We start from the raw sequence: 18,494 nt of genomic DNA on the forward strand, positions 1-18,494 counted from the left end.
GAGCGCAGCATGAAAGCTTTCACCCAGCACACTGGTCTTGTCGCGCCTCTGGATCGTGCCAACGTCGACACCGATCAGATCATTCCCAAGCAGTTCCTCAAGTCGATCAAGCGCACCGGCTTCGGTCCGAACCTGTTCGACGAGTGGCGTTATCTGGACGTTGGCCAGCCGTACCAGGACAACTCCAAGCGCCCGCTGAATCAGGATTTCGTGCTCAACGCCGAGCGTTATCAGGGCGCCAGCGTATTGCTCGCGCGTGAGAATTTCGGTTGCGGCTCCAGCCGCGAGCACGCGCCGTGGGCGCTGGAAGAATACGGTTTCCGCAGCATCATCGCGCCGAGCTACGCCGACATCTTCTTCAACAACAGCTTCAAGAATGGCTTGCTGCCGATCATCCTCAGCGATGCCGAAGTCGATGAATTGTTTAAGCAGGTTGAGGCCGAGCCGGGTTATCAATTGCAGGTCGACCTGCAAGCTCAAACCGTGACCCGCCCTGATGGCAAGGTGTACCGTTTTGAGATCGATGCGTTTCGCAAGCACTGCCTGCTGAACGGGCTTGATGATATCGGCCTGACCTTGCAGGACGGCGAAGCGATTGCCACGTTCGAAGCGAAGCATCGGGTGAGTCAGCCGTGGTTGTTTCGCGACGCCTAAGCAGGATTCGAGATTGATGTAGTCAGGGTGGGCCCCTTCGCGAGCAGGCTCGCTCCCACAGGGGAATGCATTTCAAATGTGGGAGCGACGGTGCGACGATTCGACCTGCTCGCGAAGACGGTAGCTCAAACAACACAGATACAGGATGTGACCATGAACAGCACCGCCCAACACACCCAGGTCGTTCAGAAGCAATTCGGTGAACAGGCCGCTGCTTACCTGAGCAGCGCCGTTCACGCGCAGGGCAGTGAATTTGCCCTGCTGCAAGCCGAGCTGGCAGGGCAGGGCGCGGCGCGGGTGCTGGACCTGGGTTGCGGCGCCGGTCATGTGAGTTTTCATGTCGCGCCGCTGGTCAGCGAAGTGGTGGCGTACGATCTTTCGCAGCAGATGCTCGACGTGGTCGCCGCCGCTGCGGCCGAACGCGGGATGGGCAATATTTCCACGGTTAACGGCGCCGCCGAGCGTTTGCCGTTCGCCGATGGCGAGTTCGATTTTGTGTTCAGCCGTTATTCGGCGCATCACTGGAGCGACCTCGGCGTGGCCTTGCGCGAGGTGCGTCGGGTGTTGAAGCCCGGTGGTGTTGCGGCGTTCGTGGACGTGTTGTCACCGGGCAGTCCGCTGTTCGACACTTACCTGCAAAGTGTCGAAGTGCTGCGCGACACCGGCCACGTGCGCGATTACTCTGGCGCCGAGTGGCTGCGCCAGGTCAGCGAGGCCGGGCTGCATGTGCGCAGCACCACGCGTCAGCGCCTGCGGCTGGAGTACAACAGCTGGGTTGAGCGCATGCGCACCCCCGCGGTGATGCGCGCCGCGATTGTTCAGTTGCAGCAATCGATGGGCAACGAAGTGCGCGAATATTTCGAGATTGAGGCCGACGGCTCCTTCAGTACCGATGTGATTGTGTTGATGGCCGAGCGATAAGCATTTTTCCGGGCGCGCCGGTGAAGGCGCACCGATTGAAGACACGAGGAAAGCATGAGCAAGCAGATTCTGATTCTCCCAGGTGACGGTATTGGTCCGGAAATCATGGCCGAAGCGGTCAAGGTGCTGGAATTGGCCAACGACAAGTACAGCCTGGGTTTCGAACTGAGTCACGACGTGATCGGTGGCGCGGCCATCGACAAGCACGGCGTGCCATTGGCCGACGAAACTCTCGACCGCGCCCGCGCTGCCGATGCCGTACTGCTGGGCGCCGTCGGTGGCCCGAAATGGGACACCATCGAGCGTGACATCCGCCCTGAGCGTGGTCTGCTGAAAATCCGTGCGCAACTGGGCCTGTTCGGCAACCTGCGCCCGGCGATTCTGTACCCGCAACTGGCTGATGCTTCGAGCCTGAAGCCGGAAATCGTCGCCGGTCTGGACATCCTGATCGTTCGCGAACTGACCGGTGGCATCTACTTCGGCGCGCCGCGCGGCACCCGTACGCTGGACAACGGCGAGCGTCAGTCCTACGACACCCTGCCATACAGCGAAAGCGAAATCCGCCGCATTGCCCGTGTCGGTTTCGACATGGCCATGGTCCGTGGCAAGAAGCTTTGCTCGGTGGACAAGGCCAACGTGCTGGCGTCCAGCCAACTGTGGCGTGAAGTGGTCGAGCAAGTGGCCAAAGACTATCCAGAAGTCGAGCTGAGCCACATGTACGTCGACAACGCCGCCATGCAACTGGTGCGCGCGCCGAAGCAGTTCGACGTGATCGTCACCGACAACATGTTCGGCGACATTCTCTCTGACGAAGCGTCGATGCTCACCGGCTCCATCGGCATGCTGCCGTCGGCCTCGCTGGACTCCAACAACAAGGGCATGTACGAGCCTTGCCACGGTTCCGCACCGGACATCGCCGGCCAGGGCATTGCCAACCCGCTGGCGACCATCCTGTCGGTATCGATGATGCTGCGTTACAGCTTCAATCTGCACGATGCCGCTGATGCCATCGAGAAAGCCGTCAGCGTCGTGCTCGATCAGGGCTTGCGCACCGGCGACATCCATTCGGCCGGTTGTACCAAAGTCGGTACGCAGCAAATGGGCGACGCAGTAGTCGCCGCGCTGCGGAATCTGTAATCTCTCGGGCCCGCTGCGAAATTCAATACAAAGCAGCGGCCCACTTTTCAAGAAGGTGTAGTTGCGATGAAACGTGTAGGTCTGATCGGTTGGCGCGGGATGGTCGGTTCCGTGCTCATGCAGCGGATGCTGGAAGAGCAGGATTTCGATCTAATCGAGCCGGTGTTTTTCACCACGTCCAATGTCGGTGGCCAAGGCCCGTCCGTGGGCAAGGACATTGCTCCGCTCAAGGATGCTTACAGCATTGACGAGCTGAAGACCCTCGACGTGATCCTGACCTGCCAGGGCGGCGACTACACCAGCGAAGTATTCCCCAAGCTGCGCGAAGCCGGCTGGCAGGGTTACTGGATCGACGCGGCCTCAAGCCTGCGGATGAACGATGACGCGGTGATCATTCTCGATCCGGTCAACCGCAAGGTCATCGATCAGCAGCTCGATGCCGGCACCAAGAACTACATCGGTGGCAACTGCACGGTCAGCCTGATGCTGATGGGCCTGGGCGGTCTGTTCGAGGCCGGTCTGGTCGAGTGGATGAGCGCCATGACTTATCAGGCGGCCTCCGGGGCCGGCGCGCAGAACATGCGTGAACTGATCAAGCAGATGGGCGCGACCCACGCCGCTGTCGCCGATCAACTGGCCGACCCGGCCAGCGCGATCCTCGATATCGACCGTCGCGTGGCTGACGCGATGCGCAGCGAAGCGTACCCGACCGAAAACTTCGGCGTTCCGCTGGCCGGCAGTCTGATCCCGTGGATCGACAAGGAACTGCCAAACGGTCAGAGCCGCGAAGAGTGGAAGGCCCAGGCCGAGACCAACAAGATTCTCGGTCGCTTCAAGAGCCCGATCCCGGTCGACGGTATCTGCGTGCGCATCGGCGCCATGCGTTGCCACAGCCAGGCGCTGACCATCAAGCTCAACAAGGACGTGCCGATCGCTGATATCGAAGGGCTGATCAGCCAGCACAACCCTTGGGTCAAGCTGGTGCCGAACAACCGTGAGATCAGCATGCAGGAGCTGAGTCCGACCAAGGTCACCGGCACCCTGAATGTACCGGTTGGGCGTCTGCGCAAGCTGAACATGGGTTCGCAGTTTGTCGGTGCGTTTACCGTGGGCGATCAGTTGCTGTGGGGTGCGGCTGAACCGCTGCGTCGCATGCTGCGGATTTTGCTTGAGCGTTGATAGGTTGATGAGATGAAGAAGCCCGCGCCTTTTTTGAGGTGCGGGTTTTTTTTCGTCGGGTGGTTGGAGGAGTACATATCCGTTGCTGCGGTAACGGCTGCTTATGGTTTCGCCCTTACGGCGACTCACTTTTTTTCAAACGCCAAAAAAAGTAAGCAAAAAACGCTTGCTCCTACGTACGGCCCTCGCAGGCTCGGGTTCCTTCGCTCCGGGACTGATCCGGGCGCAGCGGCTACGGTTTGCTTCGCTGCACCTCCTTCCGCTGTGTCTGGCTGCGCCAGACGGTCGCTGCGCTCCCACGCCCGGATCAATCCCTCCACTCAGCCTTCCGATGTCGCCGGTGACGCAAGATCAAGAGCACGCGAGCTAACGCTCATTGTTGAGTGGTTAGAAGCGGGTGGTTGGCTTTGGATTTGTGGTGGGGCTGCCCCTCACCCCAGCCCTCTCCCGAGGGAGAGGGAGCCGATCTTTGGGCTTTTCAGAATTTGTATTCGACTCGGTATTCAGGTCGGCGTTGCTCTTGCATCCCCCACGGTCAGTTCCCTCTCCCTCCGGGAGAGGGCTAGGGTGAGGGGCTTTTGATTTTCGGACTGAGTTAAGCATTGGCCTAAGCCATAGCCATCAGGCTGGCTCCCAAGGTTCCTCGCAACGGGGGCGGTACAGGCGCTGCAAATCCTGGCAGAAATTGCCTGCACGCCAGTCACCCGGTAAAGTGCCGCTCCCCCCGTTTCACCAGAGGCTCGCAGCATGACCCAGACCCTAGATATTGCCGTGATCGGCGCCACCGGTACTGTCGGCGAAACCCTCGTGCAAATCCTTGAAGAGCGCGACTTTCCCGTTGGCAATCTGCACCTGCTGGCCAGCAGCGAATCGGCTGGCAGCTCGGTGCTGTTTCGCAATAAGAACGTCCGCGTGCGTGAAGTCGACGAGTTCGATTTCAGCAAGGTCAAACTGGTGTTTTTCGCCGCTGGCGCAGCGGTCTCGCTGAGCTTCGCCGCCCGCGCGCATGCTGCCGGTTGTTCGTTGATCGACCTGTCCGGCGCCTTGCCGGCCGATCAGGCGCCGCAAGTGGTGCCGGAAGCCAATGCCGAGCTGCTCGCGACGCTGAGCGCGCCGTTCCAGGTCAGCAGCCCAAGCCCTTCGGCGACGTCGCTTGCCGTGGTGTTGGCGCCATTGCTTGATCTGCTTGATCTGCAATACGTCAACGTCACCGCCAATCTGGCGGTTTCCGCGCAAGGTCGCGAAGCGGTGGCCGAGCTGGCGCGGCAGACCGCCGAGCTGCTGAACATGCGTCCGCTTGAGCCGACCTTTTTCGATCGGCAGATGGCGTTCAACCTGCTGGCTCAGGTCGGCACGCCTGATGCGCAGGGCCATACGCTGCTGGAAAAGCGTCTGGTGCGCGAATTGCGTCAGGTGCTCGCGCAGCCTTCGCTAAAGATTTCCGCAACTTGCGTTCAAGCCCCGGTGTTTTTTGGCGATAGCTTTAGCGTGACCTTGCAATCGGCACGGGCTGTCGACCTGGAAAAGGTCAACGCTGCGCTGGAAGCGGCGCCGGGCATCGAGTTGGTCGAGGCCGGCGATTACCCGACCGCCGTCGGCGACGCGGTGGGGCAGGATGTGGTGTATGTCGGTCGCGTGCGCCTCGGTGTCGACGATCCGGCGGAACTAAATCTGTGGCTGACGTCAGATAACGTACGCAAAGGTGCAGCGCTCAATGCTGTGCAGGTGGCTGAATTGTTGATAAAAGACCTGCTGTAAAAGATACTTGGCAACAATTTGTCGACTGATTCTAGGTCAGCGCTATGCTTGATCCGAAACGTCGATGACGTGTCAGCCCTCCGGGACTTTCCGGGGCATCAAAGAAATGATCGCGCGCGACATCTGTCGTCGTCGCGCGCAATGCCTTACGGCAGCGCTATTCAAAAGCTTCTCGCTGGCCGAGGAACGTTCAAACAAAGGATGAGGCTATGGTTCAAGTTCGCAAACTGGTGTTAGCAATAGCGGCCGCCTCGGCGCTGTCCTCCGGTATGGCGCATGCCCTCGGGCTCGGGGAGCTGACCCTGAAGTCGACCCTGAACCAGCCGCTGGTGGCTGAAATCGAGCTGCTCGATGTCAAGGATCTCACCGCAGCTGAAGTGGTGCCGAGCCTGGCGTCACCTGAAGATTTCGCCAAGGCCGGTGTAGATCGCCAGGCTTTCCTCAATGATCTGACGTTCACTCCGGTGCTCAACGCCGGTGGCAAAAGCGTTCTGCGCGTGACTTCGAGCAAGCCGCTGTCGGAACCGATGGTGAAATTCCTCGTGCAGGTAATGTGGCCGAACGGCCGCTTGCTGCGCGATTACAGCGTACTGCTGGATCCATCGAAGTTCTCGCCGCAAACCGCTGACGCCGCCGCGCAACCGGCGCCGTCGCCAACCATCGCGGCACCGACCACGGGCGCCACGCACCGCGGGCAATACACCACCACGCCGCGCGATACCCTGTGGGAAATCGCCGCGAAGGCGCGCAACGGCGGTTCGGTGCAGCAGACCATGCTGGCCATTCAAGCTCTTAACCCGGATGCGTTTATCGGCGGCAACATCAACCGCCTGAAAACCGGTCAGGTGCTGCGCCTGCCCGATCCTGTGCAAAGCACGGCGTTGCCGCAGTCGGCAGCGATCGCTGAAGTCGCGGCGCAGAACGAAGCCTGGCGTCAGGGCCGGCGTTATGTGGCCAAGCCGGGTAGCGGTCAGCAGCAGCTCGATGCGACCAACCGCGGTCGCGGCAATACCGGTGCTGCGGCCAACGCTCAGGACAACCTGAGCCTGGTCTCCGCCGAAAGCGCCAAGGCTGGCGGCAAGGGCCGGGCGGGCGACGCACAGGCACTGAGCAACAAACTGGCGATCACTCAGGAAAACCTCGACACGACCCGTCGTGACAACGAGGAACTGAAAAGCCGCATGGCCGATCTGCAAAGCCAGTTGGACAAGCTGCAAAAGCTGATCGAGCTGAAGAACAATCAACTGGCGAAGATGCAGGCCGACGGCGCTGTTGCTGCTCCTGGCGCTGCGCCTGGGGTTAATGGCGCGGTGCCGCCGGTACCGGCAATCACCGCTGAATTGGCGGCGACACCGCCGGCCACTCCGGCTGACGCTGCGCCAACTCCAGAATCGGCCATCGCGCCGCCAGCCGAAACGCCAGTGGAGCCAGTGGTCGAGCCGGTTGTCGAAACCACGCCGACCGCTGATGACGACAAGACTTTCAATGAACTGCTGACCAATCCGATCCTGCTGGGGCTGATCGGCGGCGGTGCGGTGGTGCTGCTGCTTCTGCTGTTGCTGCTGGCCCGTCGCCGCAAAGCCCAGCAGGAGGCCGAGAAACATGTGCGCATGGCCCGTGCGCTGGCTGAAGAGCAAGAATTCTCTGCCGAACAGGATCTGCCGGAGAGCAGCTTCGAAGGCCTCGAAACCCCAGCGGCGAGCGTCAAGCTCAATACCCCGGCACCTGCGCCTGCACCGACTCCTGCACCGATCGTGGCGCCAGTGGTCATGGCTGAGCCGATTGCCGCGCCGCTGGTGGCGCCAGCTGCGGATCGCTCCGATGATGTGCTCGACAAGGCTCAGTCGCATATCAATGCCGGGCGCCTGAATCAGGCGGCCGCGTTGCTGGAAGAGGGTGTCAGCCTCGAGCCGGAGCGCAGTGACCTACGTCTGAAGCTGATGGAAGTCTACGGTCAGCAGGGTGATCGCGACGCCTTCGTCGCCCAGGAGCGGCAACTGGTGGCCAACGGCGACAATTTCGCCAAGGTCGAAGCGCTGAAAAGCCGCTTTCCGGCGATGGCGTTGGTGGCTGCGGGCGGTCTGGCCGCTGCGGCGGTCGCCGCCGAGCTCGATGCGCAATACGTCAAAGACTTGCTGCTCGACGAGCCTGAGGCGCCTGCGCCGGCTGAAGATGACCTGGACAGCGCATTCGACCTGAGCCTGGACGATCTCGACAACATCACCCCGGTAGAGCCGGCGCCAGCGGTCGAGCCTGAAGCGCCGGTCGAGCTGGACGCGTTTCCGGCCGACGACGACCTGAGTTTCGAGTCGGTGCTGCAACAGCAGACCGAAGCGAAAGAGAATCTCGACGACCTGTCGGACTTCGATCTCGACATGGACCTGGGGGCCGAGCCGTCCCCGGCGACCCTGGCAGAAGACGACTTTCTGCTTGATCTGGACGAGGGCGTGAAGGATCTGCCGCCGGTCGAGGCGCCAGTCGTTGCCGACGTGCCGCAGGATGATCTGGAACTGCCGGCGGATTTCGATCTGTCGCTGGCCGACGAAATGGACAGCAACCCGGCCACCGAGTCGAACGCGTTCACGAACGAACTGGATGATGTCAACGCCGAGCTCGATCGTCTGTCGCAAAGCATCGCCGAACCGACCTTCACCGAGGCCGACGCGGCGCTGGGTGATGATCTGGGTGAGGACGATTTTGACTTCCTCGCCGGTACTGACGAGGCGGCAACCAAACTCGATCTGGCTCAGGCCTATATCGACATGGGCGACGCTGACGGCGCGCGCGACATCCTCAATGAAGTGCTGACCGAAGGTAATGAAACGCAGCGGGGCGAGGCCAAGGAAATGCTTTCCCACCTGGCGTAGGTTCTGCGTTTAAGCAAAAGCGGCAGCCATTGAGGCTGCCGTTTTTGTTTGTGCCGGATTCGATGGCGTCTGAGCAATTGCTTTCGCGAGCAGGCTCGCTCCTGCGGGGAGCGCATTACAAAAGTGGGAGCGAGCCTGCTCGCGAAGAAGCCGGAACTACCGATAGAGAACTCTGGCATCCCTGAACCACCGCCTTATAATGCCCGCCTTCAAACACAGCAGGCTGTCCCACCTTGGCAAACATAGATAACCCGGTCGCCGAAATGGCCCCCGACGGCTTTTACCGCGTCGCGCTGGGCGTCGAGTACAAAGGCTCGCGCTACAGCGGCTGGCAGCGGCAGTTGACGGGTGTCGCTACGGTGCAGGAAGAGCTTGAAAAGGCTTTGTCAAAAGTTGCCAACTCGCCGGTTTCCCTGCAATGTGCCGGGCGTACCGACGCCGGCGTGCACGCCTGCGGGCAAGTGGTGCATTTCGACACTCAGGTCGATCGCTCGCTGAAGGCCTGGGTCATGGGGGCCAACATCAATCTGCCCCACGACATCAGCGTCAGTTGGGCGCGGGTGATGCCAGCGCATTTTCACGCGCGGTTCAAGGCGATTGCCCGGCGTTATCGGTATGTGATCTACAACGATCAGATCCGCCCGGCGCATCTCAACGAAGAAATCACCTGGAATCACCGTCCGCTGGACGTCGAGCGCATGGCCGAGGCCGCGCAATATCTGATCGGCACTCATGATTTCAGTGCGTTTCGTGCCGGTCAGTGCCAGGCCAAGTCACCGATCAAGAAGATGCATCATTTGCGCGTAACCCGGCACGGCAAAATGATCGTGCTGGATATCCGCGCCAATGCCTTTTTGCATCATATGGTGCGCAATATTGCCGGTGTGCTGATGACCATCGGTGCGGGTGAGCGCCCGGTGGAATGGATGAAAGAAGTACTGGAAAGCCGCGAACGCCGCTCCGGCGGAGTAACCGCGCATCCTTACGGCTTGTACCTGGTGCAAGTCGAATACCACGATGAATTCCCGCTGCCAGAACGTTTCATCGGGCCACATTTCCTTACGGGTTTCTCCGAACTTGACGGCTGACGCCCTCGAGCGCTTTTGTTACCATCCGGGACTTTCCCGGATTTAGCCTCGGAGTTTTTCCACATGTCAGCCGTTCGCAGCAAGATTTGCGGTATTACCCGCATCGAAGATGCGCTCGCCGCGGTTGAAGCCGGGGCCGACGCCATCGGCCTGGTGTTCTACGCCAAGAGTCCGCGGGCGGTCAGCGTGCAGCAGGCCCGGGCGATCATTCAGGCGCTGCCTCCCTTCGTTACCACGGTCGGCCTGTTCGTCAACGCCAGCCGCTGCGAATTGGGGGAAATCCTCGATGCGGTGCCGCTGGACCTGTTGCAGTTCCATGGTGACGAAGTCGCGGAAGACTGTGAAGGCTGGCATCGGCCGTACATCAAGGCGTTGCGGGTCAAGGCCGGTGACGACATCGCGGCGGCTTGTGACGCTTATCCGGGCGCCAGCGGCGTACTGCTCGACACTTACGTTGAAGGCGTGCCCGGCGGAACCGGGGAGGCATTCGACTGGTCACTGATTCCGCAGCATCTGAGCAAGCCGTTGATTCTCGCGGGTGGGTTGACTCCCGAGAACATTGCCGACGCGGTCGCACGGGTAAGACCTTACGCGGTGGACGTCAGCGGCGGGGTGGAGCTGAGCAAGGGCATCAAGGATCACCAGAAGATTCGAGCCTTCATCGAGGCGGTACGCAAAGCACCATAAGGATGTGACGGCTGGCAGTCTGCCGCCGTCCATCAATGCACCTGCACACAGCGGGCGCGGCTGAGGGTTGTCGATTTGCACGCAGGTCATGTTTCGCGCTGACCGTGGCTGGCGGCAATCATCGCCACACACATGAATTTAGCTCAAGGGCATACGCGGGGCTGCGAACCAGAGCGTTCGGGCCGCCGGTACTGGAGAAAGAAAGCATGAGCAACTGGTTAGTAGACAAACTGATCCCTTCGATCATGCGCTCGGAGGTCAAGAAGAGCTCGGTGCCTGAAGGTCTGTGGCACAAATGCCCTTCGTGCGAGGCTGTGTTGTACCGCCCGGAGCTGGAAAAGACCCTGGATGTTTGCCCCAAGTGCAACCACCACATGCGCATCGGCGCACGCGCGCGCATCGACATTTTCCTCGATGCCGAAGGTCGCAACGAACTGGGCGCCGATCTGGAGCCGGTTGACCGTCTGAAGTTTCGCGACGGCAAGAAATACAAGGACCGCCTGACCGCGGCGCAGAAGCAGACCGGCGAGAAAGACGCGCTGATCTCGGTCAGCGGTACGCTGTTAGGCATGCCGGTGGTGGTTTCGGCTTTCGAATTCAATTTCATGGGCGGCTCGATGGGCGCCATCGTCGGTGAGCGCTTTGTCCGTGCTGCCAACTACGCGCTGGAAAACCGTTGCCCGATGATCTGCTTCGCCGCTTCCGGTGGTGCGCGCATGCAGGAAGCACTGATCTCGCTGATGCAGATGGCCAAGACTTCGGCGGTGCTGGCGCGTCTGCGCGAAGAAGGCATTCCGTTCATCTCGGTCCTGACCGACCCGGTCTACGGCGGTGTTTCGGCCAGTCTGGCGATGCTCGGCGACGTCATTGTCGGTGAGCCGAAAGCGCTGATCGGTTTCGCTGGTCCGCGCGTGATCGAGCAGACCGTGCGTGAAAAACTGCCGGAAGGCTTCCAGCGCAGCGAGTTCCTGCTGGAGCACGGCGCGATCGACATGATCATCCATCGTCAGGAACTGCGCCCGCGTCTGGGTAACCTGCTGGCGCAAATGACTGGCAAGCCGACGCCGAAATTCGTCGCGGCGCCGGTCGAGCCGATTGTTGTGCCGCCGGTCCCTGCCGGCCTATGACCGAGCGCACCCTTGGCGAATGGCTCGCCTACCTTGAGCAGTTGCATCCATCGGCCATCGACATGGGGCTGGAGCGTTCGCAACAGGTAGCGTCCCGCATGGGGCTAGGCCAGCCGGCGCCTCGGGTGATCACGGTCACCGGCACCAACGGCAAGGGTTCTACCTGCGCATTCGTGGCTTCATTGTTGCGTGCGCAGGGCCTGAGCGTTGGTGTCTACAATTCTCCGCACCTGCTGCGTTACAACGAGCGGGTGCAGCTCAATGGTGTCGAAGCCTCTGACGTCCAGCTCTGCGAAGCCTTCGCGGCCGTCGAGGTTGGGCGTGGCGACACTTCGCTGACCTACTTCGAAATGGGCACGCTGGCGGCGTTCTGGCTGTTTCAACAGGCCGGGCTCGATGCAGTGGTGCTGGAAGTCGGCTTGGGCGGGCGGCTGGATACGGTCAACGTCGTCGATGCGGACATCGCGCTGGTGACCAGTATTGGCGTCGATCACGCTGATTATCTGGGTGACACCCGTGAATCCGTGGCCTTCGAGAAGGCCGGTATCTTCCGTCAGGGCAAGCCTGCCTTGTGTGGCGATCTCAATCCTCCGCAACCGTTGCTCGACAAGGCGCGAGAACTGGCGTGCCCGTTCTTCTTGCGTGGGCGCGATTTCGACCTCGGTATCACTGATCAACACTGGCAGTGGCGCGGTACCGATGCGCAGGGCCGAGTGGTTGAACTGCACGATTTGCCGCTGCTGGATCTGCCGATGGAGAACGCCGCGCTGGCCTTGCAGGCGTACCTGTTGCTCGGGTTGCCTTGGGATGCGCAGCAGATCGTGGCTTCATTGCAGGCCACGCGCGTAGTCGGGCGCCTTGATCGGCGCACCTTCGAGTGGAACGGCAAGCGTCTGAATCTGTTGCTGGATGTCGGTCACAATCCGCATGCCGCTGAATACCTGGCGCGTCGCTTGGCTGCGCATCCGCCGCGCGGTAAGCGTCTGGCGGTGTTCGGCCTGCTGGCCGACAAGGATCTGGATGGTGTTGTCGGCGAATTGAATGCTAGTGTCCAGCACTGGGCGGTGGCGCCGCTGGATTCGCCACGCGCGCGCCCGGTTGCCGAATTGCACGCAGCGTTGCAGGGGCTTGGCGCCTCTGTCACGTCTTACGCCAGTGTCGCCGCCGCTTTGCAAGGGCAGTGCGCGCTGGCGACCGCTGACGACGAGATTCTGTTGTTCGGCTCATTTTATTGTGTCGCCGAGGCCCTTGAATGGCTGTCTCGGCGCTCCACGGAGGAAGCGGCAAATGGCTTTGCTGGATAAAGCGTACAAGCAGCGCATGGTTGGCGCGCTGGTGCTGGTGGCGCTGGCGGTGATTTTCCTGCCGATGCTGTTTTCTCGCCAGGACGAGCAGCGGCAGGTGACTGTCGATGCGCCCGCCGCGCCGCAAGCGCCGGTCGTGCCGCAGGTGCAAATGGAGCCTGTAGCCGTGCCGGAGCCGCAAGCCTTGCCGCAAGAACCCGTGCCAACTGACGAAGAGGTCGCCGCAGACACGGCGCCTGCAGCTCCAGTGGCGCCAGCCGCGCCAGCGCCAGCCCCTACTGCGCCTATCGCCATCGCCAAACCGGCAGCGCCGCCTGCGGTGTCCAAGCCGATTCCGGCACCGGCACAGCCGATCACTTCATCGTCGACCAAGCCTGATCCGGCGCAAAGTCGCGTCGATGCCAACGGTCTGTCGGTGAGCTGGTCGGTGCAACTGGCCAGTCTGTCGAGCCGCGCCAGCGCCGAGAGCCTGCAGAAAAACCTGCGCAGCCAAGGCTATAACGCCTACATCCGTTCTGCCGACGGCAAAAATCGGGTGTTCGTCGGACCGCTGATCGAGCGCGCCGAAGCCGATCGTCTGCGCGATCTGCTCAGCCGTCAGCAGAACCTCAAGGGCTTTGTTGTGCGTTTCCAGCCCGAGCGCGGTTAAAAACTATCGCCTCGATTGAAAAGCACAGGAAATCGCAGCTTACCGAGAGGCATGCGCTCTGCTAAAATGCGCCGCCTTATCCGTCTGTAGGCTGCACTGTGCCATTTACTTGGGTTGACTGGGCGATCGTTGCAATCATCGCCATCTCCGCTTTGATCAGTCTGAGCCGCGGCTTCGTCAAGGAAGCATTATCGCTGGTGACCTGGATCATCGCAGGAGCCGTCGCCTGGATGTTCGGTGGCTCATTGTCCGAGTACCTCGCCGGATACATCGAAACCCCATCGGCTCGCGTGATCGCGGGCTGTGCCATCATGTTTGTCGCCACACTGATCGTGGGCGCAATGATCAATTATCTTATCGGCGAGTTGGTTCGCGTCACCGGGTTGTCCGGGACCGATCGATTCCTCGGCATGGCCTTCGGCGCGGCGCGTGGCGTGTTGCTGGTGGTCGTGGCGGTCGGGCTGTTGAGCCTGGGGCCGGTACAGCAGGACGGGTGGTGGAAAGAATCACAGCTCGTACCAAAGTTTCTATTGGTCGCCGACTGGTCCAAAAACCTGATTCTCGGGTGGAGCAGTCAGTGGCTTGCCAGCGGAATCAGCGTACCCGCTGATATTCCGTTCAAGGAACAACTCTTGCCGGCGGCGAAAACGCCTCAGTGAGTGTTGTTCAGTTCAGATCCATTAAGTAGGGGTTGCGTCGCATGTGTGGCATCGTCGGTATCGTCGGTAAGTCGAACGTCAATCAGGCGCTGTATGACGCGCTAACCGTGCTCCAGCACCGCGGCCAGGACGCTGCCGGTATCGTGACCAGCCATGATGGCCGGTTGTTCCTGCGCAAGGACAATGGCTTGGTGCGTGACGTGTTTCAGCAGCGTCACATGCAGCGCCTGGTCGGCCACATGGGTATCGGCCACGTCCGTTACCCGACGGCGGGCAGTTCGACTTCGGCCGAAGCCCAGCCGTTCTACGTCAACTCGCCTTACGGCATCACTCTGGCGCACAACGGCAACCTGACCAACGTTGAACAGTTGGCCAAGGAAATCTACGAATCCGATCTGCGTCACGTCAACACCAGTTCCGATTCGGAAGTGCTGCTCAACGTGTTCGCCCACGAGCTGGCCCAGCGCGGCAAGCTGCAACCGACCGAAGAAGACGTGTTTGCCGCCGTGACTGACGTGCACAACCGTTGCGTTGGCGGTTACGCGGTCGTGGCGATGGTCACCGGTTATGGCATCGTCGGTTTCCGCGATCCGCACGGCATCCGTCCGATCGTCTTCGGTCAGCGTCACACCGACGAAGGCGTCGAGTACATGATCGCCTCGGAAAGCGTTTCGCTGGATGTGCTGGGTTTTACCCTGATCCGCGACCTCGCGCCGGGCGAAGCGGTGTACATCACCGAAGACGGCAAGCTGCACACCCGTCAGTGCGCAACCAACCCGTCGCTGACTCCGTGCATCTTTGAACACGTCTATCTGGCGCGTCCTGATTCGATCATTGATGGCGTGTCGGTCTACAAGGCCCGTCTGCGCATGGGTGAGAAGCTCGCCGAGAAGATCCAGCGCGAGCGTCCGGAGCACGATATCGATGTGGTCATCCCGATTCCGGACACCAGCCGCACCGCGGCACTGGAACTGGCCAACCACCTGGGCGTGAAATTTCGCGAAGGTTTCGTCAAGAACCGCTACATCGGCCGGACCTTCATCATGCCGGGCCAGGCGGCACGCAAGAAGTCGGTGCGCCAGAAGCTCAACGCAATCGAGCTGGAATTCCGCGGCAAGAACGTGATGCTGGTCGACGACTCGATCGTGCGTGGCACCACCTGCAAGCAGATCATCCAGATGGCCCGCGAAGCCGGCGCGAAAAACGTCTACTTCTGCTCGGCGGCCCCGGCGGTACGCTTCCCGAACGTGTACGGCATCGACATGCCGAGCGCCCACGAACTGATCGCGCATAACCGTTCGACCCAGGACGTGGCCGATCTGATCGGTGCTGACTGGCTGATCTACCAGGACCTGCCGGACTTGATCGAAGCAGTCGGTGGCGGCAAGATCAAGATCGAGCAGTTCGATTGTGCGGTGTTTGACGGCAAGTACGTCACCGGCGACGTCGACGAGGCTTACCTGAACAAGATCGAGCAGGCACGCAATGATGCCTCGAAGGTCAAGACCCAGGCGGTCAGTGCGATCATCGATCTGTACAACAACTGAGTTTCTACCGGCCCTGAGGGGCCGGTTTTGTATCTGACAGTCAATTTTCGAGAACAGGGCAAGGAGTGACAGCATGAGTCAGGAATGGGATGCCGGTCGGCTGGACAGCGACCTCGAAGGCGTAGCGTTCGATACTCTGGCCGTACGCGCCGGTCAGCACCGTACGCCGGAAGGCGAGCACGGCGATCCGATGTTCTTCACCTCCAGCTACGTGTTCCGTACCGCTGCCGATGCGGCCGCACGGTTTGCCGGGGAAGTGCCGGGCAACGTCTACTCGCGTTACACCAACCCGACCGTGCGTGCATTCGAGGAGCGCATTGCTGCGCTGGAAGGTGCCGAGCAGGCCGTTGCGACCGCCACCGGCATGGCCGCAATCATGGCGGTGGTAATGAGCCTGTGCAGCGCCGGCGATCACGTGCTGGTCTCACGCAGCGTCTTCGGTTCGACCATCAGCCTGTTCGAGAAGTACTTCAAGCGCTTCGGTGTGCAAGTCGATTACGTTCCCCTGGCCGATCTGTCGGCGTGGGATGCGGCGATCAAATCCAACACCAAACTACTGTTTGTCGAGTCGCCGTCCAATCCGCTGGCCGAGCTGGTCGATATCGCTGCGCTGGCGCAGATCGCTCACGGCAAAGGCGCGATGCTGGTTGTCGATAACTGCTTCTGCACCCCGGCGTTGCAGCAACCGCTGAAAATGGGCGCAGACATCGTCGTGCATTCGGCGACCAAGTTCATCGACGGCCAAGGCCGTTGCATGGGCGGTGTGGTCGCCGGGCGCAGCGAGCAGATGAAAGAAGTGGTGGGCTTCCTGCGTACCGCCGGGCCGACACTGAGCCCGTTCAATGCGTGGGTGTTCCTCAAGGGGCTGGAAACTCTCAACCTGCGCATGAAGGCGCATTGCGCCAATGCGCAAGAGTTGGCTGAATGGCTGGAGCAGCAGGAAGGCATCGAGAAGGTCCATTACGCCGGCCTCAAGAGCCATCCCCAGCACGAACTGGCGCAGCGTCAGCAGAAGGCCTTCGGCGCTGTGGTCAGTTTCGAGGTCAAGGGGGGCAAGGAGGGCGCCTGGCGCTTCATCGACGCCACTCGACTGATTTCGATCACTGCCAACCTCGGCGACAGCAAGACCACCATTACCCATCCGAGCACCACCTCCCATGGCCGTCTGGCGCCGCAAGAGCGCGAAGCGGCTGGTATTCGTGACAGTCTGATCCGCATTGCGGTCGGTCTGGAAGATGTCGTTGACCTGCAGGCCGATCTGGCGCGCGGTCTGGCTGCGTTGTGATCGAGTTGTCTACGCCGACCGCAGGCACCCATGGCCGCGTTGCGCTGGTCACGGGGGCCGCGCGGGGCATCGGTCTGGGGATCTCGGCCTGGCTGATCAGCGAAGGCTGGCAAGTGGTGCTGACCGATCTTGATCGCACGCGCGGCTCGAAAGTAGCGAAGGTGCTGGGTGAGAATGCCTGGTTCATCGCCATGGATGTCGCCGATGAAAGTCAGGTCGCCTTGGGTGTCGCTGAGGTGCTGGGGCAGTTTGGCCGGCTCGATGCGCTGGTCTGCAATGCTGCTGTGGCTGACCCGCACAATATCACCCTGGAAAGCCTTGATCTGGCGTACTGGAATCGCGTGCTCGCGGTGAACCTCAGCGGGCCGATGCTGCTGGCCAAGCACTGTGCGCCGTACCTGCGCGCGCACAACGGTTCGATCGTCAATCTGGCCTCGACCCGCGCCCGCCAGTCCGAGGCCGATAGCGAGGCGTACGCGGCGAGCAAGGGCGGGCTGCTGGCGCTGACTCACGCGCTTGCAATCAGCCTCGGCCCGGAGATTCGCGTCAATGCCGTCAGCCCCGGTTGGATCGATGCACGCGACGCCTCTGCGCGGCGCGCCGAACCCTTGGCAGATGCTGATCATGCCCAGCATCCGGCGGGCAGGGTAGGCACGGTCGAAGACGTCGCGGCGATGGTGGCGTGGCTGCTCTCCAGAAATGCCGGGTTTGTTACCGGGCAGGAATTCGTCGTCGATGGCGGCATGACCAAGAAAATGGTCTACACGTAGCGAGAGGCAGCTTCTAGCTTCAAGCTGCAAGTTGAAGCATGGTGGTGTACCTGCTGTGGGTGTTCATGCTTTTTCTTGCGGCTGATAGCTTGCAGCTAAAAGCTGTTTTTGAAAAAAACTCCAATCCTGCTATTGACTTAGGTTCGCTACCTGCGTAAATTTCGCGGCCTCGGAGATGCAAACGGGTGATTAGCTCAGCTGGGAGAGCGTCTGCCTTACAAGCAGAATGTCGGCGGTTCGATCCCGTCATCACCCACCACTCCAGAGAAACTTGCGTAAGCAAGAGCGTAGGCTGAAAGTGCCTGCACCGACGCGCAGCGGTAGTTCAGTCGGTTAGAATACCGGCCTGTCACGCCGGGGGTCGCGGGTTCGAGTCCCGTCCGCTGCGCCATATTTTACGAGTCAGATCAATCTGGTTCGCGATTGTCAGGCACCGAAGCCTGCGATCAAAACGAGTTACTTGAGCGCAAGCTCAAAGCGATACGCAGCGGTAGTTCAGTCGGTTAGAATACCGGCCTGTCACGCCGGGGGTCGCGGGTTCGAGTCCCGTCCGCTGCGCCATATCTGCTCCAAGGACCACTGAACGCCTTGAAGCACCGAAGTAAGCCATTGGCGGATTCGGAATCGATAGCAAAGACCCTGGTCGAGAGGCCGGGGTTTTTTGTGTCTGAAATTTGGCTTTTCCTCTCTGCTCCTTCCTCCTGATTCTGAATCCAACACAAATTCCTATGTGGGGCATTTGGTGTGGTACCACGTCGCATTGATTTTTTGATTATTTAGTCAGCTTTTTTGTGTCTGGTTGTTTGCTGCGGCCTCGGAAACCTTTAAAGTTAACCTTTCGGTCAGCTTTGCACTGTCAACA

Annotated in this window: 15 protein-coding genes and 3 tRNA genes; all 18 read left to right on the forward strand. The window is 60.9% G+C overall.

Translation table 11 applies throughout. The features are described 5' to 3' along the window. The first annotated feature begins 9 nt into the window (after window positions 1–9). Window positions 10–654, forward strand: a complete 645-nt coding sequence (gene leuD / locus ACGSLL_RS20240; RefSeq protein ID WP_394507693.1) for a 3-isopropylmalate dehydratase small subunit — start codon at window positions 10–12, stop codon at window positions 652–654. Between the two features lie 153 nt (window positions 655–807). Further along, window positions 808–1,575, forward strand: a complete 768-nt coding sequence (locus ACGSLL_RS20245; RefSeq protein WP_394507694.1) for a class I SAM-dependent methyltransferase — start codon at window positions 808–810, stop codon at window positions 1,573–1,575. Between the two features lie 54 nt (window positions 1,576–1,629). Beyond that, window positions 1,630–2,712 (forward strand): 3-isopropylmalate dehydrogenase, encoded by a 1,083-nt coding sequence (leuB, locus tag ACGSLL_RS20250; RefSeq protein WP_090282646.1) that lies wholly within the window; start codon window positions 1,630–1,632, stop codon window positions 2,710–2,712. 66 nt (window positions 2,713–2,778) lie between these two features. After that, window positions 2,779–3,891 carry an aspartate-semialdehyde dehydrogenase gene (gene asd, locus ACGSLL_RS20255; protein WP_039762046.1) on the forward strand — a complete coding sequence of 371 codons (1,113 nt, stop codon included), beginning with the start codon at window positions 2,779–2,781 and terminating at the stop codon, window positions 3,889–3,891. Window positions 3,892–4,638: 747 nt separating this feature from the next. Further along, the gene (locus tag ACGSLL_RS20260; protein ID WP_208938058.1) at window positions 4,639–5,649 is read left to right on the forward strand and encodes an aspartate-semialdehyde dehydrogenase; all 1,011 of its coding nucleotides are present in this window, start codon (window positions 4,639–4,641) and stop codon (window positions 5,647–5,649) included. A gap of 209 nt (window positions 5,650–5,858) precedes the next feature. Continuing rightward, window positions 5,859–8,516, forward strand: a complete 2,658-nt coding sequence (locus tag ACGSLL_RS20265) for a FimV/HubP family polar landmark protein (RefSeq protein WP_394507695.1) — start codon at window positions 5,859–5,861, stop codon at window positions 8,514–8,516. Window positions 8,517–8,779: 263 nt separating this feature from the next. Then, a complete protein-coding gene (truA, locus tag ACGSLL_RS20270) occupies window positions 8,780–9,604 on the forward strand; it encodes a tRNA pseudouridine(38-40) synthase TruA (RefSeq protein WP_047600206.1) in 825 nt (274 codons plus the stop codon). Window positions 9,605–9,667: 63 nt separating this feature from the next. Further along, window positions 9,668–10,291 carry a phosphoribosylanthranilate isomerase gene (locus ACGSLL_RS20275; RefSeq protein WP_394507696.1) on the forward strand — a complete coding sequence of 208 codons (624 nt, stop codon included), beginning with the start codon at window positions 9,668–9,670 and terminating at the stop codon, window positions 10,289–10,291. Between the two features lie 206 nt (window positions 10,292–10,497). Beyond that, complete coding sequence (gene accD / locus ACGSLL_RS20280) at window positions 10,498–11,418, forward strand: acetyl-CoA carboxylase, carboxyltransferase subunit beta (protein ID WP_090282652.1); 921 nt, start codon at window positions 10,498–10,500, stop codon at window positions 11,416–11,418. Then, window positions 11,415–12,722 (forward strand): bifunctional tetrahydrofolate synthase/dihydrofolate synthase, encoded by a 1,308-nt coding sequence (folC, locus tag ACGSLL_RS20285; RefSeq protein ID WP_394507697.1) that lies wholly within the window; start codon window positions 11,415–11,417, stop codon window positions 12,720–12,722. Before accD ends, folC begins: the two co-directional genes overlap by 4 nt. Next, entirely contained in the window at window positions 12,706–13,371 is a 666-nt protein-coding gene (locus ACGSLL_RS20290) for an SPOR domain-containing protein (protein ID WP_394507698.1), read from the forward strand. The genes folC and ACGSLL_RS20290 overlap by 17 nt, the downstream gene beginning before the upstream one ends. A 98-nt stretch (window positions 13,372–13,469) precedes the next feature. Next, window positions 13,470–14,030 carry a CvpA family protein gene (locus ACGSLL_RS20295; protein WP_090282655.1) on the forward strand — a complete coding sequence of 187 codons (561 nt, stop codon included), beginning with the start codon at window positions 13,470–13,472 and terminating at the stop codon, window positions 14,028–14,030. Window positions 14,031–14,071: 41 nt separating this feature from the next. Continuing rightward, window positions 14,072–15,577 carry an amidophosphoribosyltransferase gene (gene purF, locus ACGSLL_RS20300; protein WP_090282656.1) on the forward strand — a complete coding sequence of 502 codons (1,506 nt, stop codon included), beginning with the start codon at window positions 14,072–14,074 and terminating at the stop codon, window positions 15,575–15,577. 73 nt (window positions 15,578–15,650) lie between these two features. After that, window positions 15,651–16,862, forward strand: a complete 1,212-nt coding sequence (locus ACGSLL_RS20305) for an O-succinylhomoserine sulfhydrylase (RefSeq protein ID WP_394507699.1) — start codon at window positions 15,651–15,653, stop codon at window positions 16,860–16,862. Continuing rightward, the gene (locus tag ACGSLL_RS20310; RefSeq protein ID WP_394507700.1) at window positions 16,859–17,632 is read left to right on the forward strand and encodes an SDR family oxidoreductase; all 774 of its coding nucleotides are present in this window, start codon (window positions 16,859–16,861) and stop codon (window positions 17,630–17,632) included. Before ACGSLL_RS20305 ends, ACGSLL_RS20310 begins: the two co-directional genes overlap by 4 nt. A 183-nt stretch (window positions 17,633–17,815) precedes the next feature. Continuing rightward, window positions 17,816–17,891: transfer RNA gene (locus ACGSLL_RS20315), tRNA-Val, on the forward strand. Window positions 17,892–17,946: 55 nt separating this feature from the next. Further along, window positions 17,947–18,023, forward strand: a tRNA-Asp gene (locus ACGSLL_RS20320). Between the two features lie 93 nt (window positions 18,024–18,116). Beyond that, window positions 18,117–18,193 (forward strand) — tRNA-Asp (locus ACGSLL_RS20325). Window positions 18,194–18,494 lie beyond the last annotated feature (301 nt).

The organism is Pseudomonas retamae, from assembly GCF_043496865.1.
GTDB lineage: Bacteria > Pseudomonadota > Gammaproteobacteria > Pseudomonadales > Pseudomonadaceae > Aquipseudomonas > Aquipseudomonas retamae.